The sequence below is a fragment of the Thermacetogenium phaeum DSM 12270 genome (genome assembly GCF_000305935.1).
GTDB lineage: Bacteria > Bacillota > DSM-12270 > Thermacetogeniales > Thermacetogeniaceae > Thermacetogenium > Thermacetogenium phaeum.
In genome coordinates, this window is the sequence record NC_018870.1 from 1727485 (window position 1) to 1752048 (window position 24564).

22 protein-coding genes and 1 riboswitch are annotated in these 24564 nt (G+C 53.0%); all 22 genes read right to left on the reverse strand.

Features of this window, described 5'->3' with window-relative positions; genetic code table 11:
* Positions 1-2: 2 nt before the first annotated feature.
* Positions 3-977 (reverse strand): ABC transporter ATP-binding protein, encoded by a 975-nt coding sequence (locus TPH_RS08500; RefSeq protein ID WP_015050790.1) that lies wholly within the window; start codon positions 975-977, stop codon positions 3-5.
* Between the two features lie 28 nt (positions 978-1005).
* Positions 1006-1971, reverse strand: a complete 966-nt coding sequence (locus tag TPH_RS08505) for an ABC transporter ATP-binding protein (protein WP_015050791.1) — start codon at positions 1969-1971, stop codon at positions 1006-1008.
* Between the two features lie 6 nt (positions 1972-1977).
* A complete protein-coding gene (locus tag TPH_RS08510) occupies positions 1978-2868 on the reverse strand; it encodes an ABC transporter permease (protein WP_015050792.1) in 891 nt (296 codons plus the stop codon).
* 9 nt (positions 2869-2877) lie between these two features.
* The gene (locus TPH_RS08515; RefSeq protein ID WP_015050793.1) at positions 2878-3891 is read right to left on the reverse strand and encodes an ABC transporter permease; all 1014 of its coding nucleotides are present in this window, start codon (positions 3889-3891) and stop codon (positions 2878-2880) included.
* Positions 3892-4000: 109 nt separating this feature from the next.
* Complete coding sequence (locus TPH_RS08520; RefSeq protein WP_028990937.1) at positions 4001-5677, reverse strand: ABC transporter substrate-binding protein; 1677 nt, start codon at positions 5675-5677, stop codon at positions 4001-4003.
* 25 nt (positions 5678-5702) lie between these two features.
* Positions 5703-6833, reverse strand: a complete 1131-nt coding sequence (locus TPH_RS08525; RefSeq protein WP_015050795.1) for a DUF917 domain-containing protein — start codon at positions 6831-6833, stop codon at positions 5703-5705.
* 186 nt (positions 6834-7019) lie between these two features.
* The gene (locus tag TPH_RS08530; protein ID WP_015050796.1) at positions 7020-8699 is read right to left on the reverse strand and encodes a PucR family transcriptional regulator; all 1680 of its coding nucleotides are present in this window, start codon (positions 8697-8699) and stop codon (positions 7020-7022) included.
* A gap of 48 nt (positions 8700-8747) precedes the next feature.
* On the reverse strand, positions 8748-9662 hold the full coding sequence (gene sdaAA, locus TPH_RS08535; protein ID WP_015050797.1) for an L-serine ammonia-lyase, iron-sulfur-dependent, subunit alpha: 915 nt from the start codon (positions 9660-9662) through the stop codon (positions 8748-8750).
* A gap of 18 nt (positions 9663-9680) precedes the next feature.
* Positions 9681-10334, reverse strand: coding sequence for an L-serine ammonia-lyase, iron-sulfur-dependent subunit beta (sdaAB, locus tag TPH_RS08540; RefSeq protein WP_028990936.1), 654 nt, complete (start codon positions 10332-10334; stop codon positions 9681-9683).
* Positions 10335-10361: 27 nt separating this feature from the next.
* A complete protein-coding gene (locus TPH_RS08545) occupies positions 10362-10952 on the reverse strand; it encodes a TIGR01440 family protein (RefSeq protein ID WP_015050799.1) in 591 nt (196 codons plus the stop codon).
* 216 nt (positions 10953-11168) lie between these two features.
* Positions 11169-12173 (reverse strand): lipoate--protein ligase, encoded by a 1005-nt coding sequence (locus TPH_RS08550; RefSeq protein ID WP_015050800.1) that lies wholly within the window; start codon positions 12171-12173, stop codon positions 11169-11171.
* Between the two features lie 23 nt (positions 12174-12196).
* A complete protein-coding gene (gene lpdA, locus TPH_RS08555; protein ID WP_015050801.1) occupies positions 12197-13579 on the reverse strand; it encodes a dihydrolipoyl dehydrogenase in 1383 nt (460 codons plus the stop codon).
* Between the two features lie 106 nt (positions 13580-13685).
* Positions 13686-15137: an aminomethyl-transferring glycine dehydrogenase subunit GcvPB gene (gene gcvPB, locus TPH_RS08560; RefSeq protein ID WP_015050802.1), complete on the reverse strand. Its 1452-nt coding sequence runs from the start codon at positions 15135-15137 to the stop codon at positions 13686-13688.
* Positions 15134-16453 carry an aminomethyl-transferring glycine dehydrogenase subunit GcvPA gene (gcvPA, locus tag TPH_RS08565; RefSeq protein WP_015050803.1) on the reverse strand — a complete coding sequence of 440 codons (1320 nt, stop codon included), beginning with the start codon at positions 16451-16453 and terminating at the stop codon, positions 15134-15136. The genes gcvPB and gcvPA overlap by 4 nt, the downstream gene beginning before the upstream one ends.
* A 24-nt stretch (positions 16454-16477) precedes the next feature.
* Entirely contained in the window at positions 16478-16864 is a 387-nt protein-coding gene (gene gcvH, locus TPH_RS08570; protein ID WP_015050804.1) for a glycine cleavage system protein GcvH, read from the reverse strand.
* Between the two features lie 37 nt (positions 16865-16901).
* Positions 16902-17999, reverse strand: coding sequence for a glycine cleavage system aminomethyltransferase GcvT (gene gcvT / locus TPH_RS08575; protein ID WP_015050805.1), 1098 nt, complete (start codon positions 17997-17999; stop codon positions 16902-16904).
* Between the two features lie 304 nt (positions 18000-18303).
* Positions 18304-18409, reverse strand: a riboswitch (glycine riboswitch).
* A gap of 288 nt (positions 18410-18697) precedes the next feature.
* Positions 18698-20092 (reverse strand): transposase family protein, encoded by a 1395-nt coding sequence (locus TPH_RS08580; RefSeq protein ID WP_015050806.1) that lies wholly within the window; start codon positions 20090-20092, stop codon positions 18698-18700.
* The gene (locus tag TPH_RS08585; RefSeq protein WP_201764435.1) at positions 20076-20930 is read right to left on the reverse strand and encodes a Druantia anti-phage system protein DruA; all 855 of its coding nucleotides are present in this window, start codon (positions 20928-20930) and stop codon (positions 20076-20078) included. Before TPH_RS08585 ends, TPH_RS08580 begins: the two co-directional genes overlap by 17 nt.
* 470 nt (positions 20931-21400) lie before the next feature.
* Positions 21401-22426 (reverse strand): AI-2E family transporter, encoded by a 1026-nt coding sequence (locus TPH_RS08590; protein ID WP_015050807.1) that lies wholly within the window; start codon positions 22424-22426, stop codon positions 21401-21403.
* Positions 22427-22458: 32 nt separating this feature from the next.
* Positions 22459-22647, reverse strand: a complete 189-nt coding sequence (locus tag TPH_RS08595; RefSeq protein WP_015050808.1) for a YtxH domain-containing protein — start codon at positions 22645-22647, stop codon at positions 22459-22461.
* Between the two features lie 147 nt (positions 22648-22794).
* Positions 22795-23331, reverse strand: coding sequence for a PRC-barrel domain-containing protein (locus TPH_RS08605; protein WP_028990934.1), 537 nt, complete (start codon positions 23329-23331; stop codon positions 22795-22797).
* Between the two features lie 142 nt (positions 23332-23473).
* On the reverse strand, positions 23474-24556 hold the full coding sequence (mnmA, locus tag TPH_RS08610) for a tRNA 2-thiouridine(34) synthase MnmA (RefSeq protein WP_015050811.1): 1083 nt from the start codon (positions 24554-24556) through the stop codon (positions 23474-23476).
* Positions 24557-24564 lie beyond the last annotated feature (8 nt).

Genomic DNA, 24564 nt, shown 5'->3' on the forward strand with positions numbered 1-24564 from the left:
AATTAAGTGAAAAGGTTACAGCGCACAAAGTGATCAGGCCCAACCTGAACCATAACCGGATCCCTTTCATAACATTCCGGTTTTACGAACGGGCAGCGGGTGTTGAAACTGCATCCCGGGGGAACATTAACAGGACTGGGTATTTCACCCTGGGATTTGATCTTTTTCGGTTTGAGATCCTCTTCCTGCTGGGTGACTACAGGTATTGACGACAGAAGCATTTGAGTGTAAGGGTGTTGCGGAGACCGGAAGAAGATTTCCGTAGGAGCCATCTCGGCTATCTTCCCCAGGTACATGATCACCACCCGTGTTGCCACATTTCGCATCAGGCTTAAGTCATGCGTTATGAACAGATAGGAAAGGTTATACTCCTTTTGCAACCGCAACAGCATGTTGATTATTTTCGCCTGCACAGAAACATCGAGTGATGAAGTCGGCTCGTCAAGAATCATAAAAGAAGGGTTTGTTGCCAGTGCTCTGGCTATGGCCACCATCTGTCTTTCTCCCCCACCGATCATGCGGGGGTATTTATAGAGATAACTTTCGGGAAGCTCCACCGACTCCAACAGCTGGACGATCCGATCGTGCAGCTCATGCCCTTTCGCCAGGCCGTGAACCTTCAGCGGCAGTTCGAGAATCTTGTAAATAGTGTGTTGCGGGTTTAACGATGTCCCCGGATCCTGGAAAACGATCTGCATATCTCGCTTCAGCTCCAGCGGCCTCTGGGCAGAAGCGCAACTAATATCCTTACCCTTAAAAACAATGGTCCCGTCGGTCACACTGTACATCCCGATTACACAGTAGGCGGTAGTGCTTTTCCCCGATCCGGATTCACCCACCAACCCAACCGTTTCCCCTTCGCGTACCTCAAAGTCAATACCGTCTATTGCTTTAACAAACAGGGTCTTATCCCCTCTATGGACGGGGAAATACTTTTTCAGACCCTTGACTTCCAGTATTACTCTACTTTCAGACACAGCGGCACCCTCTTCTTCTGAATTGTATTTAATCGTATTTAAAACAGGCGACCTTATGTCCGTTTCCCATATCGAAGAAATCCGGTTTCTCCTCCCGGCAGCGCTTAAACGCATAGGGGCAACGCGGCTCAAAACGACATCCCGGCGGCGGGTTCAAATAATCCGGAATCCTGCCGGGTATGCCTTCGGCAATACCCCCACCGGAAAGCTTCGGAACACAGCTGAGCAGCATCTCGGTGTAGGGGTGCAGCGGATTGGAAAACAATTCTTCATTGTCCGAGACTTCCACCATGTTGCCCGCATACATAACGTAAATGCGATCGGCATTCTCCCTGGCTATTCCCATTGAATGGGTAATCAGTATTAAAGAGTTGCCCCTTTTTGCAACCATCTCCCTTAACAGGGCGAGAATCTGATCCTGGATCGTCACATCCAGATTGGTGGTAGGTTCATCGGCTATGATCAGCGCTCTCTCAGTTGCCAGAGCCATAGCGATACAAATCCTCTGCCTCATACCCCCGCTCATCTGAAAAGGGTAACTGCCCAGGATGCGGTCCGGATCCGGTAGTTTGACTTCTTTCAAGGCGTTTATTGACAGCTGCCTGATCTTCTCTTTGTCAAGGTCGCGAATTCCCGAATTAGATATTACCGCTGCCAACTGATCGCCAATAGTGAATACAGGGTTCAGCGATGCCATTGGATCCTGAAAAATCATGGCCGCCCCCCTACCCCGCAGCCTTTTGATTTCACTCTCCTTCATTTTTAAAACATCTTTTCCCTCAAACAATACCTCGCCCTTCGGTATGTACGCCTGACTGGAGAGTATCCATAAGATCGTCTTCATGGTAGTGGTTTTGCCGCAGCCCGTTTCCCCTACAATGCTGACTTTTTCTCCTTTTCCTAGAGAAAAATTGACACCGTTCAGCACCTTCATGTATCCGCCGTATACCTTAAACCATACATACAGGTCCTGTATCTTAACCAAATCATCCAAAAGATTTCACTCCTCGGTTGATAACATATCTTTTACACCATCACCAAGTAAGTTGAATGCCAATACGATAATCATAATAGCAATGGCCGGAAATATAGAAATCCACCAGTAATCTGGCAGATATTTTGCTCCGTCGGAAACCATCGTTCCTAAAGCAGGAGTCGGCGGCTGCTCTCCCAAACCGACGAAACTCAACGAGGCGCCAGTCAAGATCACCCATCCCATATCCAGCATCATTTTGGTAAATATAGGTGCGAGACAGTTCGGCAGTATTTCCCTGAAGATAATGTGGAATCTGCTCGCTCCTATCAATTCTGCTGCCCGGACATAAACCTCATTGCGCAGAGAAGTAGCCATTCCATAGACAAGACGCGCATACCACGGCCACCAGGAAATGCAAACTGCCATCATGGAATTAAAGAGGGTCGGGCGCATAACCGCACACACTGCCAGGGCCAGGATCAACGGTGGAAGGGCCAGAAAAACATCGGTGATTCTCATCAAAACAGTTTCTATCAGCGTGCCCTTCATATATCCGGCGATGAGCCCAATAATCGTTCCGATGGGAACCACTACCACCAAAACCCCAATCCCCATAGTCAATGCCCCACGAAAGGCATAGATAATTCTGCTGAGTATGTCTCGACCGAAGACATCGGTGCCAAGCAAATGATCCCATGAGGGAGCAAGATTCGCTTCCGCGTAATTGACAAATGCCCCTGCATGATGGGGGTAAGGTGCCACAAAATGCGCAAAAACTGCGCTTAAAATGATAAGTACCACAATCACAAGACCTACTACCGACATCTTATTGCGGGAAAATTTATACCAGGCCTTTTTGAAATTCTCCAGATACCTGTTTACCGCACTATTATCTGAGGCCTTTTGAGCAATCATTACCCATAATTACCTCCCTGCCAGACCGATTCTTGGGTCGAGATAAGCAACGATGAAATCGATGATGATATTGATCGTAACGAAAATAATACCGAGGATCATAATGACACCGGCGATGGCATTCAGGTCTTTGTTCAACATGGCAGTTATGCCGTAGCGAGAAAAGCCCGGATAGTTGAAAATCAGCTCTACCAGGAATGCATTCCCAAACAGCGCAGCAATATCCAGCGAGGCCACCGATACAGTTGGAATTAAAGACGGTTTTAGTAAATACTTCACAAAGACAAGGCCCTCCGGAATGCCGTAGGCTTTCTCAGCCGCAATGTAGTCTTTCCCCATGTTATCCAGCATGCTGGAGCGGGTTATGCGCGCGGCCTGTGCCATACCGCCCATCGCCAGAGCAATGGCCGGTAACACCAGATGCTTAAAGGCGTCGACGAACGTGCTCATATCCCCGGCCAGCAAACTATCGACTGTATACATTCCCGTAACCGTCGGCGGTGCCGTTACACCCGGGCTTAGCCGTTCCATGGTCGGAAATATCGGCAGGGCGTAGCCGAAGATCAATACAAAAATAATCGCCCAGACAAAAGCCGGAGATACGATGCCTAAATACGAAATAATGCGTATCAACCCGTCCAACCACGTATTGGTAAATTTAGCCGATATGATTCCGAGAAAGACTCCTCCAACAAGCAGGACTATTGCCGACAGAATAACAATTTCCAGAGTCGCTGGTAGAAATTCTTTGATGTCAGTAGTCACCGGACGCCGTGTGACCAGGGACTTGCCCAAGTCTCCATGGACAAACCCGTTGAGCCAGAGAGCATACTGGACATATAACGGTTTATCAAGGTGCATCTCCTGCCGCAGATTCTCAACAGCCCACTCCGGAGCCCGGGGGCCCAATGCCAGTCGCGCCGGATCGCCCGGAACAACCCTGCTGATAAAAAAGATTAATATCGATAATCCGAATAAAACAAAGATCGATAATCCGATACGCTTGAGCAGATTGATCCCCATTTACCTCACCCTTTTTAAGGAAATACCAGCGGCTTGATAGCAGAAACGATTCACTGAATGGATGGAGGAGGGGACCATCCCTCGTGGCCCCCTCCTTAAAAACAGGATTTTACAGTAGAGCTAACCGTTTCTCGGGGTAAACCTTCATATCGTGGACGTACTGATCGTAGCCCATTGGCAGACAACCTGTTTCCTTCTTCAATGCCCTCTCTGCGGTCGGCCAATAGATGTAAGCGCTCTGGTAGGCCCGTTTCTCGGCCTGGTCAAAGAGCCAGATGGTCGGGCAGAGGTCGAATATGGCCTTCTGCGCCTTCGCATATTTTTCAAAGCGCTCATTAATGTCTACTGTCGCCAAAGCATCTTCGATTAATCTATCGATATTTTCATCTTGCAGCCATTCCATCTGCTCCCAGGTACCGCAGGAACTGGAATGATATCTGGACATCAGCATGGATCCTGCTTCATTATAGTGCGGTGCGACAAAAACCAGAGAGGCATTGGGCGTCGTTTCCATCTTTTGAGCATCTGCCATCATCGAACCGAACGGCTTCTTGGTTATTTCGATCTTGATCCCCAATTCGGCAGCATTCGCCTGAATTAACAAGGCTAATTTCTCTTCTTCGGGAGCTTCAGCGCACCAGCTAAGAGATACCGGATATTGGTCGAGCTTTCCGTAATACTTCGATTTTTTCAACTCTTCTTTTGCTTTCTCGAGATCCCTCTTAAAAGAAGGAATGGTCGGGTCATGCCCGGGTAATACGGCCGGCACCGGACCCTTGCTGAGTGATGAACCGGGATAGATGCTGGTTATAATGGCGTCGTAGTCAATGCAATAAGCCAGCGCCCTTCTAAAGTGGACGTCGTCGGTCGGTGCCTTCTTGGTATTCAACATCATGTTGAGGTTATGTCCGTTGAGGAAGGTCGCCACATCCACTCCCTCAATCTTATCCATCATGTTGTAGTTTTCTAATGGCTGCAGTTCGTCGGTGATTTCCAGCTCCCGGCGACCTACTGCCGTTCTTACAGTAATCGGTTCCACCGACCCTGAGAGCTTAAAGTACTTGGGAGCATCGGCATCCCATCCACCCCAGTAATCGTCGAACTTCTCCCAGAGCACGTACTCTTCCATTTTCACTTCTTTAACCTTATAGGGGCCGCTCCCGGCATCATTGGTTAAAAGCCAGTTCTTACCGTAATCGCCCATCTCTCCGTACTGACCGTTCTTTTGTATATGGGCAAGCACCTCATCCTTGTTAAGGATATAGAGGCGCACCAGGGACTGCAGGAAGGGGCCGAACGGCTGGCTTAACTTGAATTCCACCGTATACTTATCCACGGCCTTGACTTCCGCTACATTCCTCGTAAACAGGTAGGCAAACCCTTCCCCGATATCCAGAAGGCGCTTCATGCTAAACTCCACGTCTTCTGCAGTTAGTTCATCACCGTTGTGGAACTTAACGCCCTCCCTCAAATAAAACCTATAGGTTAAACCGTTATCGAGGATGTCCCACTTGGTGGCCAAATGCGGCACAACCGTGCCATCCGGTTTGGGAAACACCAGGGTATCGTAGGTATTGACCAGAGCAATCGAATCGCTGAACTTGCTTCCTACTCCGGGATCGATGAATACCGGCCAATCCTCCGTTATCCTGATAATGCTGTCCTCAGGTTTGACCTCTTTCGCTTGATTTTGGTTACTGCCACCGCAACCCACCAGCGTTGCCAGCAGACCGACAACCAGCAACAAAGCAACGGCTTTTTTTAATTTTTTTAATCTGGGCATCATAAACCCCCCTTATCGTTAATGCCCTCTACTTCATGCGGTTCTCGATAGGAACATAGTCGCAATCGAAACCGAATGCTCTTGGGCCGAGGATGTTGATCCCTTTCTCGGACCGGAAGACCGGGCGGGCCTGCAAACCGATGACCGCCACATGATCCCCTATCGAAAGCGACGGATTGGCTATCGGTTCGCCGTTATCGGCATTTACTACGATGATGATATCAGGGCTGGTCACAATGACTTCATCATTTTTCCAGCAGATATGGTTTTCATTCTTAAACCAGATCTTTACCACGTCGCCGGCATACTCGCCCTCACCGGTAATCGTATGCGTTCCCCAGTAATAACCGACTCTGTCCTCCCATTCCTTGCCTGTTACTTTTCCTCTTACCAGAATCCATCCCTTAAGATCGTCGACGACTACCCTAACCGGATCCTCACCTTGCTCGCGAGCTTCCCGGATCAGCTTGCCGACGTTATAACATTCTGTCAACGTACCGGGGATAACGACCTTTTTCATCTCGCAGGCAGGCATCAGGAATCCGGCGTCACCGGTCAGGCCGTAGGCAGCAGTACTGATCAGCTTTCCAATTCGTTCGGCCATGGCATAGTTGATTACATCCTTAATAATCGACACATTTCCCCAGGCGTCCACACTGGAAATCGGCCAAAGGGTCTTATCGAATAAATACGGCGTTGTCTGCGGAATCTCTGGAATAGCACGACCGGTGTAATCCCCATCAACAGTTGGAATGCCGTTAACCACCCCTGCAGCCAGCGCGCTGGGGGTATTCGCTCCTCCCAACTCGATAGGCACAACTGCATCGATTTTCTTCCCGGTGTAGAGAGAGAGCTCCATGATTGCCTTGGCAAGCGTGTTCTTGTGATCGTACAGAGGTGTTGTCAATCCAAAGCTCTTCATTTCCTCTAATACTTCCGGTGTATGAGGGGCAATTGAGCCCATCAAAAAAGGACAAACAGTTAAGGCATCATCAGGCAACTCATTGACATCAATCCATCCGACCTCTTTGCCTTGCTCCATCTCGCTGAGCAGAGATTCTAATCCTCTTTCAGGAAGCCCACCCCCACCGGTGCCATAAAAAGTACAGCCTCTTACAAAATCCTCAGCATCTTGTTTGGTTTTTAAAATGCGCCGCATTAACCAGATCCTCCTTCCCTAAAAGATAGAATCATTTCGACACCGACTAATGTCGATTATTGCTAAAAAAATTCTGAATTCTGCTTTTTTTATCCTATGTGCTTCTTTCTATTAAAAAGCAGGGGTGCCTGTGCAAATGCACAATAATAAAGTGCCCTTTCGGGCACTTGCTCTTTGGCAGATGATTTATGTCCAGTTTTTTCTGAGCTGAGCGAACAGCATCACCAGCTGGTAATTGAGTTTAAGCGGATGGGAAAAGGGATCTTCCCCCAGCAGCTGTCGGATCTTTTTCTTTCTGTTAAGCAAAGTATTGCGGTGAACGTAAAGTTTATCGGCGATATTAACAACGTTATCTTCGAAAAGAAGCAGTTTAAAGGTCTCCAACAGGTCAGCCTCTTTTTCACGATCATACTTCTCAATGACGCTCAGCACACTATCTATATATTCATTGATACCATTATCTGTTAGCAGTTCGGGTAGGTAATAATAAATGCCGAGGTCGGTGACGTGAACACACCTCGTCTGGTTAAACACAACTCTGGCGATATTGATTGTTTTCAATGCCTCAACATAACTTTTGTGGATATCCGTTATCAGCGGATACTGATTTCCGAACGCAATAACGAAATCAACAATTCCATCCTTGCGCAATATTTCTTCTATTCGCCTGCCGATCTTTTTGACACTTTTAACATAGTCGCTCTGCTCTTTATCAACTGAAAAGATAGCAATTACGTGATTCCCTCTGGGAACAACAATACAGTCACTTTTCTCATCGACCATAACAGCTTTTACGATATTGATGCTCTTATCCCGAAAGGAGTTGACCGCATTATCCCATGCCCCTTTATCCCTGTTATCTTTTATACATAAAGACTCATAGCTTTCAAATTCGATAATCATTACAACCGGAGGTGCCGGAACTTTGATATTTAGATTCTCTGCACGTGATAAAACCAAATCTTCCCTCTTGGGGGTGCTGCCGTACAACAGCTCATCAATAAATTCCCTCCTGGCTTTTTCCTTCTCTTCTTCTTTTGCCATTTCCTGCATCAGTACAAGCTTCAGCGCCTGACATGCTTCATTCACTGCCACATTCTCCATGGTAGACAGAGCATGATCTAAAAAAAGCACCAATTTACCCAGATATTTTCCGGCCGACGTCAGTTTTCGAATATCCACGCTGTAACGAGCTGTTCCAGGGAGGGTTTTCATTGCCTCATCTGCAGCAAACAACAGTTTGCATAACTCCTGATCCCCCAGTACTTTTTTGAGCAGCACATCCCCTTGACTGTTATAGCAGCCACTTGCCAAAACAGCATTGTTGCCGTCAATTACCAGTAAGGGACACTTGAGTATCTTCGCTATGCTGCCGGCCAGTACCTGGATGTTGTTTCCTTGCAAGATAATCTGATTCATCTTCCTCTGCACATTAAATGCGTATTCAATTTCTCTTTTTTGCTTATCGATGATTGCCTCAAGCACCGGGGTAATGATATCAATATAAGCCAGTTCGGCAGGCACCAGTATTAAGGGAAGCTTATAGTAGTTCGCCGCATCAATCAATTCCTGAGAGACTTCTTTAAGAAAGATCCCTGTATGGCACAAAACCAGTGCCGAACAGTTACACTGGGCAATCCTTTCAATTACCCGAACCTGGGCTTTAACGTCATCCTTAATAGAATAAAAAGCGGTGATCTGCAGCTCATTGCCTCGGTACCAACGCGTCGCGTCGGGAACTTCAATCACACTAACGCTGGTGATAATGTTATCCAAACCACCGAAGCCGGCAATTACTCTTCCAACTTTAATACCGTTCAAGACGATGAGATCAAGAGCTTCTTTAACAGTTATTCCCTCTGCCAAACCACCCCCACGCTCCCTCCTATACCTGCTGGTACCCCACAGGCGCCTTTAGACCTTCAAGAGACCAGGATGATTATTTCCTCGATCACCTGCCCCGATCCTCTTTTCGATCTCCCTGGCGGTAGGTGTAGCAGCAAGGCCCGCCAGGGATGTCTCTTTGAGAGAATCCGGCAGGGCATCCCCTACCTCCTTCATGGCCTGGATTACCTCATCAAGAGGGATTTTACTCTCGATCCCCGCCAGGGCCATGTCGGCCGCCAGCAGGGCGACTGCCGCCCCAATGGCATTTCTTTTCACACAAGGAACCTCCACCAAACCGGCAACCGGATCGCAAACCAGTCCCAGGAAGTTCTTGAGAGCCAGTGCGCCGGCATTGACCGCCTGACGGGGCGTACCTCCGGCCATTTCCGCCGCCGCCACTGCAGCCATGCAGGAGGCCGAACCGCACTCGGCCTGACAACCGCCCTTTGCACCGGCAGTACTCGCCTGCTCATCGATGACCATACCCACCCCCGCAGCGGTGAAGAGGGCTCCGATCACCGCCTCTTCCGAAGCCCCAGTTCTCTCCGCCACCGTGGCCAGGACCGCAGGCAGAATACCGCAGGATCCCGCCGTCGGTGCGGCGACGATTCTCCCCTGCGAAGCATTAACTACCGCCACTCCCATAGCCCTGGCTGCGGCCAAAACCGAACCGGATCCCGATAAGGGTTTGGCTTTCTCCAGGTAACGGGTCAAGAGGAAGCCTTCTTCTCCCACAAGTCCGCTCAACGACCTGTTACCGGGTTGGAGGCCGGCATCAAGAGATTCCTTCATAACCGCCCAGTACTTCTCCATCGTTCGCCAGATATCCTTCCGGTCTCTCCCCTGCAACCGCTCCTCCTTCTCCAAAATCACCTGCCAGAGGGAGCAGCCTCTTGTTTCTGCTACTGCAACCAGTTCGCTGATGGTGTTTTTCCGTCTCATCACGAGCAACACTCCCGGTTAGATTCTAATAACAGCTGTTACGTTTGGTAAACGGGCAATAGCTACCAGTATCTCATCAGAAACCTGGTTATCCGTCTCCAGAACCATTATTTTATCCTCTGTCAGGTTACCCCTGGTCACCCTCATCTCTGCAATGTTGATCCCGTTGTCCCCTAATATCCCGGCGACACGGCCGACCACGCCGGGCCTGTCAAGATGTTCCACAATCAGAGTTGGCTCGTGAGCTGTCAGGGATAGATCATATTGATTGATTCTGGTTATCAAAATGTTACCCCCGCCAACCGAACTCCCCCGCAGAAAGATCCGTTTGCCCGACACCCCGGTTAATTCGATATCGGCCGTGTTAGGATGAAATTCCTCACCTCGGGCCAGGCCGATTTGCACCTCCAGTCCCAGTGCAGCGGCTCTGTTCAGGGAATCTTTAATCCCGGGATCATCACCGGACATGCCGAGCAGGCCGGCAACCAGGGCGCGATCGGTTCCGTGACCCTTATAAGTTTTTGCAAAGGAGCCGTAGAGGGTGATTTCCGCCCGCCGGATTTCCTCTCCCAAAACCGCTCTGGCAACGTTTCCGATCCTCACCGCACCTGCGGTATGGGAGCTGGAGGGCCCAACCATCACAGGGCCGATGATTTCAAAAACACTTCTCACCGACAATTTCTGTATCCTCCCCTTAGCCTATTCGCACTCTTCCTTAGAGTACCGGGCTCGGGCACCGCCGATCAGCTTAGGCCTCGTGCGGATCATGCTCAGATGGGCGAAACCGATGCTTTTCACCCTGCTCCTGACCACAACCCCGACGCTTTTGATATGCATCCCGATAAAAACATCGCCGATATCCATTCCGGCATCAGCCTTGATGCTTTCTACAACCACGGGATTCTCCAACCTCTGCATCGCCGCTGCCGCAAGACCGCCGCCGCCCTTAGTATAAGGATAAACGGATACGATTTCCAGACCGTATCTAGCGGCACATTCTTCCTCCACTACGAGGGCCCGGTTTAAGTGTTCGCAGCACTGAACGGCCAAAAAGATCCGCCGCTCTTTCACCTGTGGCAAAATACCGTCGAGGATGGCATGGGCTACCTCCAGACTGGTTGCCGAACCGATGGGCCTGCCGAGAACCTCACTGGTGCTCCCACCCACGACCAGGATCTGACCGGGTTTCAGGTTGGCACACTGCAATAAATCACACAAAGCCGCCTCCACCTGTTTGGTGACCTCCTGCAGGTTGAGATTACCGCTCCTTACTGTGCCACTTTCACCCATCTTTTCTCCCCCTCCATTTTATGGAGCCAAACAGAAGTATCGGTGCGAACGAGGCAATCGACCCCGTTTCCCGGTAAAACGTACGGCCACTCCTATCTGCTTCTATCTTAACCTGCTTATCCGTTCGCAGTAACAGGAATTCTGAAACCCTAACCTCTGTCTCCATCTCAACTGCTCAAGAGAGGAACGTTCGATAGATAATGGTGCCTGCATCAGCTAACCCTCATTTTCGTCCAATAAACACCTCAGCAGGGATTCAACACCCAATCCGTTGACATAAGAAGCAAGATCTATTTTCCCCAGAGCCTGCCTTAACTCCCTCTCCCGGTAGGGGAGACCTGTTAGGTATTCCTCCAGGCCGGAGATGTCCTCTCTGCCGAAAAAATCACCGTAGATCTTGCAGCCGGCAATCATGCCGTCTTTGACGTCCAGCAGCACCTCCAGTTTGCCCCAGTCGAAGCGAGCCGATTTCCGCAAACCGTATCCCGGTGAGGCTCCATAGTTCCACTCCCAGGTGCCGTACTTCGTTCTCACCAGTTCCTCAACCCGGGCGAGTTCGCCCTCGGAGAGGCGGTACTCCACACTTTGCCCACCCTCCGCCTGAAAAAGGGCTTTCACCAGGGCATTTCGGAAGTCTTCTACGTTCAGGGGCTGCGGCAGGTGCTCTTTGATGTTGGTCACTCTGCTCCTCACCGAGGCAACCCCTTTGGCCACCAGTTTTTCCCGGCCGACGTGGAGGGCGCGCACCAGGTTGTGCATGTCGGTATCGAAAAGAAGGGTGCCGTGGTGCAGGACGGAGCTGCCGTAGCGGTACTGGGCATTCCCGGAGACCTTTTTCCCCGCCACCAGGATGTCGTTCCTGCCCGAGAATTCCGCCGGTACGCCAAGGTTCCTCAAGGCAGCGACTACCGGTCTGGCAAAGCTCTCAAAGTCGTATTGGCCGGCCTTTTGCCTCCTGGCGATGAAGGTGAAGTTCAGATTGCCCAGATCGTGGTAGACCGCCCCGCCCCCTGTCAGCCTCCTGACCACTGCAATTTCATTTTCTTTCACGAACTGGTGGTTGATTTCCTCCCAGGTGTTCTGGTTCCTGCCCACAATTACGGCTGGCCTGTTCTGCCAGAGCATGAAGAGGTCCTCTCCGGGGTCAAACTCTTTCATCAGATATTCTTCCAAAGCTAGGTTGAAATAGGGGTTGACGGATTCGTTGATGATGCGAATCACGGATACCCTCCTCCTTTAGGAGTTCAGCGGCCTTTCTTCGGCAGGGAGTGAAGGGATCTGCCCTGGACGTCCAGTACCGCTTCCAGGAAGGCTTCACCGAGGGTGGGATGGGGATGGATGGTGCCGCTCACATCCGCCGCCTTGAGTTTGTTTCTGACCACAACTCCCGCCTCCTGGATGAGGTCGCTGGCATGGGGGCCGATGATGTGCACGCCGATGATTATTTCGTCGGCGTCGGCGATCACTTTGACCAGACCGTCGGTTTCGCCCATGGCCAGGGCTTTGCCGTTGGCGGCAAAGGGGAACTTTCCTACTTTGATGTCGATGCCTCGGGATTCGGCTTCTTCCTGGCTTAAGCCTACCGAGGCGATCTCCGGGAAGGAGAAAACGCAAGAGGGAACTGCGTCGTAGTCAACTCTGTGGTCGAGGCCGGCCATTCTTTCCACGGCGGCGATCCCCTCTTCGGAGGCCACGTGGGCCAGCATCGGCCCTTTGATGACGTCTCCGATGGCATAGATCCCGGGTACGGAGGTTTCGTAGTTCTCATTGATTTCGATGAAGCCTTGGTCACAGGTGACGCCCAGTTGCTCCAGCCCCAGGCCGCGGGTGTAGGGCTTGCGGCCTGTTGCCAGCAGGACGATGTCGGCAGCGCATTTGATGGTTCCCTTTTGGCCTCGGGCCACTACTCGGAGGCCGGCACCCCGGCGCTCGATTCTTTCGACTCCGGTTTGGGTGTGCACTGCGATCTTTTGTTTTTTCAGGTAGACGCCCATTCTCCTGGTGATCTCCCGATCCAGGGCACCCAGGATGTCGGGCAGGTATTCGATGACGGTGACCTGGCTGCCGAAGGCGTTGAAGATGCAGGCGAATTCGATGCCGATGACTCCACCGCCGATGACGACCAGGCGCTCGGGCACGGTATCCAGTTCCAGCAGTTGGTCGCTGGTGACGACACCCGGCAGGTCGACTCCGGGGATGGGGGGCACCGCCGGCTCGGAGCCGGTGGCGATGAGGATGTTCCTGGCGGTGATTTCTTCTCCCCCGACCCGGACACGGCCGGGTGCGGCAATGCCGGCTTCCCCTGGGATTACCTCTACGCCGTATCCCTTGAGGAGGTCTTTAATTCCGGAGGTCAGCCTGGCCACTATCCGGTCCTTTCTTTCTCTGGCGCCTTTCATGTCGAAGCCGATGTTTTCCGCCCGCACGTTGTATTCGGAGAGCCTGGTCAGGGTCTTCAGTACGGCGGCGTTCTGGAAGTAGGCTTTGGTGGGAATGCACCCCCGGTTGAGGCAGGTGCCGCCCAGGGCGTCCTTTTCTATCAGGGCAACGTCCATTCCCAGCTGGCATGCCCGGATTGCCGCTACGTAACCGCCCGGGCCCGCTCCGATTATTATCAGGTCCTTCATCGTTAGTTCCTCCTTCTTCTCTCCGGGTGCTTTTTAAACAGGCCGCCGGCGGCAGCCGGCTGTTTTAGAGGGGGGGCAGCGGCCGGCTGCCGGCGGCATGGGTTATTTATTGTTGAGGTTTCCACTTGAGAATGGGTTGTCTTGCTGCTTTTGTTTCGTCCGGTCTGCGAATAACCGCATTGTGCGGCGCTTCTTGCAGCCGCTCCGGGTTTTCCCGGGCTTCCCGGTCGATTTCCAGCATGGCTTCGATGAAGGCATCCAGCCGCTCTTTGGTTTCGGTTTCGGTCGGTTCGATCATCAGGGCTTCTTCGACGATCAGGGGGAAGTAGATCGTCGGCGGATGGAAGCCGCGGTCGATCAGGCCTTTGGCTACGTCGAGAGCGGCGACGCCGTTCTCCTTTTTCTGCTTCCTGGCGGAGGCTACGAATTCGTGTTTGCAGAGGCGGTTGTAGGGTATGTCGTAGCTGCCCGCCAGTTTGGTGCGGAGGTAGTTGGCGTTGAGTACGGCGTTCCGGCTGACTTCCTTCATCCCAGCGCTGCCGAGGGCCTTGATGTAGGTGTAGGCTTTAACCATTACTCCGAAGTTGCCGTAGAATGTCTGGATCTTGCCGATGGTGTCCGGCCTGTCGTAGTTGAGCCGGTATTTCCCCTCCCGTTTTTCGATTACAGGCACCGGCAGGAATTTTGCCAGGAAGTCTTTGACGCCGATCGGTCCGGAGCCGGGGCCACCTCCGCCGTGGGGGGTGCCGAAGGTTTTGTGCAGGTTGAGGTGGCAGATGTCGAATCCCATGTCCCCCGGACGGGCAATGCCGATGATGGCGTTGGCGTTGGCTCCGTCGTAGTAGAGGAGTCCGCCGGCTTCATGGACGACCGCGGCGATCTCCCGGATGTTTTCTTCGAAAAGGCCGAGGGTGTTGGGATTGGTCAGCATCAGGCCGGCGATTTCGTCGCTCATCAGGGCGCGCAGGTCGTCGACGTCAACCAGGCCGCGCTCATCCGATTTGACTTCGATTACTTTGTAGCCCAGCATGTTGGCGGTGGCCGGGTTGGTGCCGTGGGCGGAGTCGGGTACGATCATTTTGGTGCGTTTGGTGTCCCCGCGGCTGTTGTGGTAGGCTTTGATGATCATCGCTCCGGTCATTTCCCCGTGCGCTCCGGCCGCCGGCTGGAGGGTGAAGGCGTCCATGCCGGTGATTTCGCAGAGCATCTGTTCCAGTTCGTACATCAGTTCCAGGGCTCCCTGGACGGTCTCCTCCGGCTGGTAGGGGTGGAGGCCGGCGAAGCCGGGAAGGCGCGCCGCCCATTCGTTGATCTTGGGGTTGTATTTCATGGTGCAGGAGCCGAGGGGGTAGAAGCCGCTGTCGACTCCGTAGCTTCTCCGGGAAAGTTCGGTGAAGTGGCGCACGGCCTCCACTTCGCTGACTTCCGGAAGCAGCGGGTCTTCTTCCCGCAGGTGTTCTTCAGGGATTTCTTCCGCCAGTTTTTCTTCTGGCAGGTCGCTTGCGGGCAGTGTGAACGCCCGGGCTCCTTTGACGCTCTTTTCAAAGATGAGTTTCATCGGCCATCCCTCCCGAGTACTGATACGAGCCTGTCGATTTCGGCGCAGGTGCGCTTTTCGGTGAAGGCAAGCAGGAGCGCTCCGTCGAGTTCGTAGCCGCCGATGATCCCTTCTTGGAGAAGGGCAGCGTTGGCCGCCCGGGGATCGGGAACGGCTACTGCGAATTCTTTGAAGAAGGGTTTCCGGTATTTCAGTTGGAGGCCGGCCTGTTCCAGTCGTCGTTTGGCGTAGCAGGCCAGTTGGTGACAGCGCCTGGCGATCTCTTTGAGGCCTTCTTTGCCCACTACGGTGAGGTAGATGGTTGCGGCCAGGGCGCAGAGGGCCTCGTTGGAGCAGATGTTGGAGCCGGCCTTTTCTCTGCGGATGTGCTGTTCCCGGGCCTGGAGGGTGAGGACGAAGGCGCGGTTGCCTTCCCGGTCAACGGTTTCTCCTACCAGTCTCCCGGGAACCCGGCGCATCAGTTTCTCGGTTGCCGCAAAGAAGCCCAGGTAGGGGCCGCCGAAGCTTAAGGGGTTGCCCAGGGGCTGCCCTTCGCCGACGGCGATGTCGGCACCCCAGGAGCCGGGCGGTTTCAGCAGGCCGAGGGATATGGGGTCAACGACCATGATCAGGAGGCCCCTGGCACGGTGGACGGCTTTTTCGATCTCTTGTAGTCCTGTTTCCAGGTTGCCGTAGAAGTTGGGGTGCTGGATCGCTACTGCGGCGGTGTTTTTGTCGATGAGGGCGGCAATGGCGTCAGGGTCGGCACCGCCGTCTTTTCCGGGTACGGTGATGATCTCCATTTTGTCGCCCATGGCGTAGGTTTTAACTACGTCCAGGTAGCGCGGGTTAATTGTGTCCGGTATGAGGATTTTTTTGCGGCGCGTGGCGTCGCAGGCCAGGGCGCAGGCCTCGGCCAGGGCGCTCCCTCCGTCGTACATGGAGGCGTTGGCCAGGTCCATGCCGGTGAGGTTGCAGATCATGGTCTGGTATTCGAAGATGGACTGCAGTACTCCCTGACTCAGTTCCGGCTGGTAGGGTGTGTAGGCGGTGTAGAATTCGGAGCGCAGGAGCATTTGTTCGACTACCGCCGGGATGTAGTGGTCGTAGGCCCCGGCTCCAAGAAAGCAGGGGCGGTCGGCGGCGCTCAGGTTTTTGGCAGCCAGGGCCGCCAGTTCCCTGCGCAGTTCCATCTCCGACAGCGGCCCGGGCAGGTTGAGTTCTCTGTCGAGTTTTAGGTCGTCCGGGATGTCCGCAAACAGGTCGTCGATGTCTTTTACCCCTATGGCGTCCAGCATCTGCCGGACTACCCAGGGGGGGTTGGGTACGTAGTTCATCTGAGCTCCTCCTCCGCTTTGCCTTTATTCTTCTGCCTTTTCGCAAAATTCGGCGTACTGTTCGGCGTTCATGAGGTTGTTGAGTTCATCCGGGTTGCTCATTTTTAAGACGGCGATGTGTTGACCGTAGGGGTCTTTGTTGAGTGTTTCCGGTTCGTCTTCTAAGGCTTCGTTGACACCGGTGATGGTGCCGGAGACAGGGGTGTGCATGTCGGCTACCGCTTTCACGGATTCGATGACGCCGATGGTGTCCCCCGCCGCAAATTCGCTGTCGATTTCGGGCAGTTCTACGAATACGATGTCACCAAGGTGGTGCTGGGCATAGTCGGTGATGCCGATGTAGGCGAGGTCACCTTCTACCCGCACCCATTCGTGGTCTTCGCTGTAATAGTAGTTTTCTTTGATTTCCATTGGCGATCGCTCCTTTTGTTTTTGTTTTTTCGGTTGTTTATTTTGTTCTTTTGTAAAAGAGGCCTTCGCCGGTGCGCGCTTTTACGGGTTTGTTGCGGATGATGATGTCGATCTCTTCGCCGGGTACGGCGTATTCTTTCTCTACCAGGGCAAGGCCGAGGTTTTTACCTAAGGTCGGGGCGTAGCCGCCGCTGGTCACCCATCCGATTTTTTGGCCGTTCTTTTGGATTTCGTAACCGGCACGGGGAATGCCCCGCCCCGTCATTTCCAGTTCGACCAGCAGCCGGTCAGGGCCCTTTTCCTTTTGTTTGGCCAGTGCCTCTTTTCCGATAAAGGATGGTTTGTCGAGTTTGACAAAGCGGTCCAGGCGAGCCTCCAGGGGGGTGATCTCCCGGCTCAGTTCGTGGCCGTATAGGGGCATTTTGGCTTCAAAGCGTAAGGTGTCGCGCGCCCCCAATCCTATGGGGAGTACTTCCCCTTTGCCGGCTTCCAGTATTGCTTCCCACAGTTCGCAGGCTTTGTCAGGGGAGGTGTAGAGTTCGAATCCGTCTTCTCCGGTGTAGCCGGTGCGCGAGACGATACACTCTATCCCCGCTACTTTGACCGCAGGCCGGAACCAGTAGTAGTTGATTTCTTTGAGGTCGGTGTCGCAGATGCTCTGTAAGACTTCTTCCGCCAGCGGACCCTGCAGGGCAAGTTCTGCATAAGTTTCGGAGACGTTCTCCAGGGTGACCCCGGGGAGCTTGTGTTCCTGCATCCAGGCAAAGTCTTTGTCGGTGTTGGCGGCGTTGATGACCAGGAAGTAGTGGTTGCGGTCGTATTTGTAGATCAGGAGGTCGTCTACGCAGCCGCCGTCCGGATAGCACATCGGTGAGTAGCAGACCTGGTTTTCTTTGAGTGCGCTGATGTCGTTGGTTATCAGTTCCTGCACAAATTCTTCGGCCTTTTCACCCCGGATGTCGACCTCTCCCATGTGGGAAACGTCGAACAGTCCGGCCTTTTGACGCACCTGGTGATGTTCGGCTATGATGCCCGTAGCCTTGTACTCCACCGGGAGCTCCCAGCCTCCAAAATCGATCATGTTGCCGCCGTGTTTTTGGTGCATCGGGTACAGCGGTGTTCTCTTTAAGGACATTTCTTACCCTCCATTCCTGTATTGCCGTCAGTTTCTTTATGGTACGTTACCAGTTACCCGAATGCTCTCCACCGCTCACCCCCTTCTTATTTTGCGCCTCTTTTACAAGCTTGAAACTAAAAACAGAGCAGAGGGATCCTCCCATGCTGCTCTGTTTAACCTAAAAAGCTGAATCCGTTTTCAGTGGCATCAACAAGTAAACAGAGGGCAAGGAGGTATACCTCCCCTGCCCTCTGTTTTGTACCTGAGAGTTTCGCCCTTTGTCGGGCTTGCCCCTTCGGCGTTCCTAGAACTTTCCAGAGGTTGTCAGAATACGGTCTTTGCACCTGAAAGATTCGCTAATACCCGGGGAAGATATTAGCTTGCATCTTCGGTACGGGGCATAGCCCCGTTTCTCCCGTATTCTTCATCCACCAATATTTATTTTTTGCAATAACCTAATTTAATATTATTATACAGTTCTGGTAATGTCAAGAGTCATTTTGCAGTGCTGACGCACGAAATATTTTACAAAGTTCTTTGAGTCCTTTTTCGACCCCCGGCGGTATCGTCCTTAGGCAAAGGTATGTTTTTTACTGTAAATTTGGCAGTAGCCTGAGTATTTACAGGATTACCCGGACAGGATTGATCCAAGCAGGATTAGGCGAGGTGACCCTCGCCCGAAGTGATTTCTTAGTTTGGTTAGATAACTTGCGTGATTAAATCACCAGACGAAGTTGAGCCGGTTTATCGCGGAGCCTCTTCAACCTGGAGAGGTCAAGCCAGTTGCCCGTGAATGTCTGCCATAAAAACCGCAGAGTGCCGCGCATGCCCAACGTTTGCACCGTTTCCCATAAGGCCACGGTGTGCAGGGTAAGAATGTTGATCAGGTGGGCCAGACGCATCAGGGCGTGCCACCCTTTCAAAGCGTTCCAGTCGTATGAAAAGGGATGTTCATAGTTGTATCCGCGGCGTTTTTCAATCAGGAAGTTCTCTTTAATACCCCACCGGTGACGGGCCGCCCGGTTGCAGCGGTCGATTACGTTTTTTTTGGTAATTGGGGTGCCCGACACCCACGCCCAGGTAGTCTGACAGGTTAGTCCGTTTTCTTCCCAGGTTTCTTTGCAAACCACCACGTGGATCACCAGGCGATGATGCTGGTTTTGGGCATCCCGCCAAACGTAGACAATGTCGTTAGCCCACCAGAAGTTCTGAGTCCGGTTGCCCCACTGATGGGTCCGGGTTTGCTCCGGTTCCAGTTGATGGATTCCTAAAGCGTCCTCCCAGACCGATTTAAGACAGTTTGAAGGCAGGACGATCATGAAGTCCCAGTTGTTCTTCCGGCAAATCTGCATCACCGGGCCACCTGCGTAAAGACCGTCGGCCACGATCAGAAGAGGGAGTTTGCCCATCAGTTCTTTGAGACGCGGAGCCAGACGATAAAAAGCCTTTAATTCGCAGTCTTGTTTATCCTGATCCCGATTTTCGCAGAATTCGGCCAGCAGGGGAATAACGATCCCTTGCGGACCCACCAGAGCAGCCTCCAGGAGGTAGACATAGTTTTCGCCCTTGCGGCGGAGCGCCTCCGGGGCGAAGGGAACGGTCCGGGTGAACTTCTGGGTGCCGTCGATGGCGACCACATAGCGCTTCTCGACCAAAAGCGCCTGTAACTTCTTGTTGCGTAAGAGCTTGCGGACGGTGGTCCCCAAAATGTTTTCGATTTGCTCGGCCGGGATCCTTTCCAGGAGCCGGGCCAGGGTGTCCAGGTGGGGAATGCTGTCTACATCGGGAAAGACAGACCGCAGCGCATCTAAGATAGCTGGACAGCTGAGCTCCCGGTTGGCCTCGCGCCGGGAATTATACTGAAAGATAAACAAACATAAGCCAAAAACCATGAGAACGGTAAGTTTGTGCCTGATGCTCCCGGGCCGGCGGGGATCCTTTAAGCGGCCGAACTTTTCTAAAAGGCCGGGTAAAATCGCCCGCCAGGCATTGAGCTGGGCCTCCACGGCCGACTGCCGGGCCTCTTGCTCTTCCTCCACCGTTTTCCAGGGGCTTTTGCGGTTGGGTAAGGTGGCCGAATTGATTGCCTCCGGATTACGCATCAAACTCATCGCACTTGCCCGCCACCGGCGCTGGTGCGCAAAGCTCCTCCCGCCATTCCCGGACCAAGGGGTAAACGAACATCAGCCTGACTACCGGACTGCCTTTTTGCCTCCGGGGTTCTCTGCCCAGGCCGGCTGTTTCGCCGATGCACTGCCAGTTGGCCGCCCGGTAGCAGGTCCCCTGGTGCGGTGGGGTGACAAAGGTCTCTAAAAGCACCGGGGCATACCCGTACCGTTTTTGCCAGTCCGCCCGGATGCGCCGGGCGACCAGCGCCAGGGCATGGCTGGCCAGGTGGGGTATTTGCACCCCCGGCAGAATTAAAAAACGGCTGTTGTTGATGATGCGGTAACGGAATCGCTTGCACTCCACCGCCGTCCACCCAATCCAGGATTCCCGGACGGCCACCTTCCTGGCCGCTGCGGCAAATAAGAGGGCGCCCAGGATCTCGACCCTCCCTTCAGCCCGGCTGTGGATCCAATACCGCTGGTGGGCGCCAAAGGGCTGGCGGTAACCGAGCGGGTGATAAGCCGCCATCGTTGCGTTCCAAAGGGGTTGTTCTTTTAGCGGGACCGGATCAACTGTCACCGGAAGATACTGTTTCAACGGACCTTCCCTGGAGATGCAGGGTAAAGGTGCAACCTTCTTTACATTTCTTTTGGGCGGATTTTTCTTGGGGGGCAGTTCAATTAAACCGGAAGCCTCGAGCTGTTCCAGGAACAGGCGGCAGGCCTCTATTTTCAGTTTGCCGTTCGGTGCTTTCCAGGGCAGGTTTTCGCAAATTGTGGCGAACAGTTCCCGGCGACTGAGGCGCTTGAACTGCCGGACAGTTTCTTTGATCAGCGCCAAATCATCCGCTGTAAAAAGACGATCCCCAATCCAAAAGGGTGGGTTCCATGAGCGCAAAGGTATCGCCGTCCTCTCTTATTTTATCCCACCCTATTATTACATATCGCCCTGTGCACTGTCCACCCCCATTTGCAACGAAATTTTCTCTCCCCTCCCCCCTATCGTTGGATTGGTGTGGGATCTTTTTTTCATGCGTCAGCACTGTCATTTTGGGCTCTTTTGATGCAGAACAACCAGAGTTTCGTTCACAGCACTTTAGTCGGTTAAAATGGTATTGCAAAAGGTGGGTATCACCAAGGTATTATAGTTGTGGTGTAAAACCAATACCTGAAAGGAGAGATACCTACCCAATGACATTATACACTCAACTTAAGTATTCTGGTCACCAGGCTAGCTCTTTGTACACTAAAGGCAGCAGCTTCGTTCTGCAAATAAGACATCCTTTTTTCCGCAGAGGCATGCAGAGGATGTCAAGTTCGGACCATCTTCTCCCAAAGGTAGCTGAGAACGACCCTTAAGAGCCCGGCTGCAGGAACGGCAAAGATCAGTCCGAGGGGCCCCGCCAGGTAGCCTCCAACCAATAAAACAAACACCACCATCAAGGGATGCAGCCCCACCCGGTCTCCGAGCAAGCGGGGAGCCAGAACGCTCCCTTCCAGCTGCTGAACGGCAAGAAAAATGCCCAGCATCAGAACCGCCTTCCATTGGCTGATGGAGAGTGCCAGACCAACAACCGGAACGGCAGCCAGCACAGGGCCAAAAACGGGAACAAGGTCGGCAACTGCGGTAAACAAACCGATGAGAACGGCAAAGGGCATGCCGATCAGGGCAGCTCCAACTCCCGTCAACAAACCGACGATTGCTGAGATCAGAAGGTGCCCCCGCAGGAACTGACTGAAGATCAGATCGCCTTCCCGGATCAGGGAAAGCAGGTCACTGCGGCAGCCGGGGGGAAGGGCAGCCAGAAATCTCTTCTTAATGTGATCGAAATCCCTGATCAGATAATAAGCCAGGAAGGGGGCCAGAATCAGGCTGGGCAAGAAGGAAATGATTCCCAGGACTGCCCGCGCAAAACCCCGCAGGCTTTCTAACACCCCGCTCCGGATCTGGCCGGTCATCTCTCTTAAAACCTGCCGGCCCTCCGGAGGCAGGTAAACGCGCTCGGAGAGCCTGTAGAGATGAGCCTGCGCTTCTTCCCACGCCCTTGTATATTCGGGAAGAATCCTGCTGAAGGACCTGGTCTCTTGAAGAAGCGCCGGGATAAAAACGGTGAAGAAGATGGCCACAAGAACCACTCCTGCGGCATAGACGGTAAAGATTGCCGTCCTCCGTTTGATCCCCCTCATCTCCAGGCTTCTCACCAGGGGGTAGATGACATAGGCGATCAAGGCGGCGATAACAAAAGGAATTAATAAAGATCGTATATAATAAAAAAATGCTACACCGCCCAGCCCTATCAATAAGAGGGCGGTTATCCGCAGGAAACGCCGCTGCATAAACCGTTCTCTCCAGCTTTAAAATCCATTTACTAGCGGCGCATCATCTCCAGCATTCCCCGGGATACCCCATGCAAGACCCTTCTCGCCCTTTCTCCCACCTGGGGAAAAATCAGCGTTTTTCTGGGCGCACCATTACGAGAGGAAAAGAAGATCCCCAGGATGGCACCCACAATCCCTCCGGTAAGCAGTCCGCTAAAATAATTCCTTTTCGTCAACATCCTCACCTCCCTGCCTTATCAAGGTCTTCTGCATAATCATTGAGCGCCAGGAGACTGCCGTCTTCACTGATTTCGTAGACCTCGCCCTGCCCGCGAGTATTGAACTCCACAAAACACGACCAGCAGAAGTACTGATCGGCTCCAACCTTACCTGTTTGTTTGCTCCGACAAATCGGACACTGCACGATCTTCTTCACTCCCGTCCAAACCCGTATAACTGGCTATAACGGCCTCTTTTCCCCACGTCACAACCATTTCCGGAGGCATTATCATCCTCCCGGAAAGGAGGTCTCCGACCAGCCCAGTCGAAACCTCATATCCCAAAAGCCTCCCCGGACCATCGAAGAACACATCTTCCAGCGTGCCCAGATTCCGCCCCCCCTCAGTTACCACTACCCCCCCGGCTATTTCATTAACCCTCTTTCCTTCCGGTTGGCATTCCCCCTTTTCAAGAATCTCCTCCCCGTCTACGGTAACGGCATCATCCCCAATGCCCTTAACTTCCTCCAACGGGATGTACCGGGTTCGATTCAAAACCCCCTTAGCGTTAACAACCAGATGAGTGATCTTAAGCTCCTCGTGGCTCCAGATCAGGTCTTCCACAACTCCCAACTCTTTACCCGTAGCAAGGCTGATTACCGGCAGACCTATAACATCCCGGCCCTTGCGCAATTCATACCCCATCTCCCTGAGAAATAATCCTGTGTAATCTTTATTATTACCCTCTTATGAGAAATAATTCACCCGCCGGGCGCATCCAGCGGGTGAATCGATAGCGATAACGCCGCCCGTACCGGCAGAAAATTACCGGCACGCAGCAGAATAATTACAATTTCCTGGAAATTATTCCCCCTCCCAGCACCAGGTCGTCCTTGTAGAAAACCGCCGACTGGCCCGGCGTAACAGCCCTTTGAGGAACGCTAAAGCGTACAGTCACCTCATTAGGGGCTCTTCCCGGTAGAATAACGGCAGGTGCAGGTGCCGAAGTATAACGGATCTTTACTTCGGCGGTTCGTTCCTCCTGCAGGGTGTCAAAAGGAATAAAGTTCACCTTTTCGGCAACCAGTCCATTTGCTTCCAGATGACTCTTTTCCCCTACTACGAGTGCATTGCGAGAGGGATCGATCTCCACCACATAGGCAGGGTACCCCAGGGCCAAACCAAGACCGTGTCTCTGGCCGATTGTATAAAAAGCAAGCCCCTGGTGCTTGCCGACCAGGTTTCCGTGCACGTCATAAATCGGGCCCGGCACCGCCGCCTGCGGCAGGCGCTGCTCCAAAAAGCTCCTGTAATCATTATCCGGGATAAAACATATCTCCTGGCTCTCTTGCTTTTCCGCAACCGGTAGTCCGGCCCGGGAGGCCAGCTGGCGCACCTCACTCTTCAGATAATCTCCCAGGGGAAACTTAAGATACGGCAGCTGATCCTGTCGCAGCATGTATAACACATAGCTCTGGTCCTTTTTTTCATCGCGCCCCTTTTTTAAAAGCCAGCGTCCCAACCGCTCATCATACATCGTCCGGACGTAATGCCCCGTGGCCAGGAAATCCGCTCCTAGAGCGCGCACGCGATTCAAAAGAACGTGAAACTTGATCTCTCTGTTGCAGGCAATACACGGGTTGGGGGTTCGACCGCCCAGATATTCCCGACAGAAGTAATCGATCACCCCTTGCTCAAAGACATCCTGAAAGTTCCATACATAGTGAGGAATTCCGATAACTTCGCAAACCCTGCGGGCGTCCTCGACTGCGGCGAGCGAACAGCACCCGCCGTAATCCGGATCGGTTACACCGGAGGGCCAGACCTGCATGGTGATGCCGATCACGCGGTATCCCTGCTCTTTCAGCAGATAGGCGGTAACCGAGCTGTCCACCCCGCCGCTCATGGCTACGAAAACTGTCTCCTGCACAGATAAAC

Coding starts and splice junctions, on each gene's coding strand:
- TPH_RS08520 (WP_028990937.1), bottom strand. CDS start 5,677: ATGATGCCCAGATTAAAAAAATTAAAAAAAGCCGTTGCTTTGTTGCTG.
- TPH_RS08590 (WP_015050807.1), bottom strand. CDS start 22,426: ATGCAGCGGCGTTTCCTGCGGATAACCGCCCTCTTATTGATAGGGCTG.
- gcvT (WP_015050805.1), bottom strand. CDS start 17,999: ATGTCCTTAAAGAGAACACCGCTGTACCCGATGCACCAAAAACACGGC.
- TPH_RS08515 (WP_015050793.1), bottom strand. CDS start 3,891: ATGGGGATCAATCTGCTCAAGCGTATCGGATTATCGATCTTTGTTTTA.
- lpdA (WP_015050801.1), bottom strand. CDS start 13,579: ATGAAGGACCTGATAATAATCGGAGCGGGCCCGGGCGGTTACGTAGCG.
- gcvPA (WP_015050803.1), bottom strand. CDS start 16,453: ATGAACTACGTACCCAACCCCCCCTGGGTAGTCCGGCAGATGCTGGAC.
- TPH_RS08525 (WP_015050795.1), bottom strand. CDS start 6,833: ATGCGGCGCATTTTAAAAACCAAACAAGATGCTGAGGATTTTGTAAGA.
- TPH_RS08580 (WP_015050806.1), bottom strand. CDS start 20,092: ATGAGTTTGATGCGTAATCCGGAGGCAATCAATTCGGCCACCTTACCC.
- TPH_RS08595 (WP_015050808.1), bottom strand. CDS start 22,647: ATGTTGACGAAAAGGAATTATTTTAGCGGACTGCTTACCGGAGGGATT.
- gcvH (WP_015050804.1), bottom strand. CDS start 16,864: ATGGAAATCAAAGAAAACTACTATTACAGCGAAGACCACGAATGGGTG.
- sdaAA (WP_015050797.1), bottom strand. CDS start 9,662: ATGAGACGGAAAAACACCATCAGCGAACTGGTTGCAGTAGCAGAAACA.
- gcvPB (WP_015050802.1), bottom strand. CDS start 15,137: ATGAAACTCATCTTTGAAAAGAGCGTCAAAGGAGCCCGGGCGTTCACA.
- TPH_RS08545 (WP_015050799.1), bottom strand. CDS start 10,952: ATGGGTGAAAGTGGCACAGTAAGGAGCGGTAATCTCAACCTGCAGGAG.
- TPH_RS08510 (WP_015050792.1), bottom strand. CDS start 2,868: ATGATTGCTCAAAAGGCCTCAGATAATAGTGCGGTAAACAGGTATCTG.
- TPH_RS08605 (WP_028990934.1), bottom strand. CDS start 23,331: ATGGGGTATGAATTGCGCAAGGGCCGGGATGTTATAGGTCTGCCGGTA.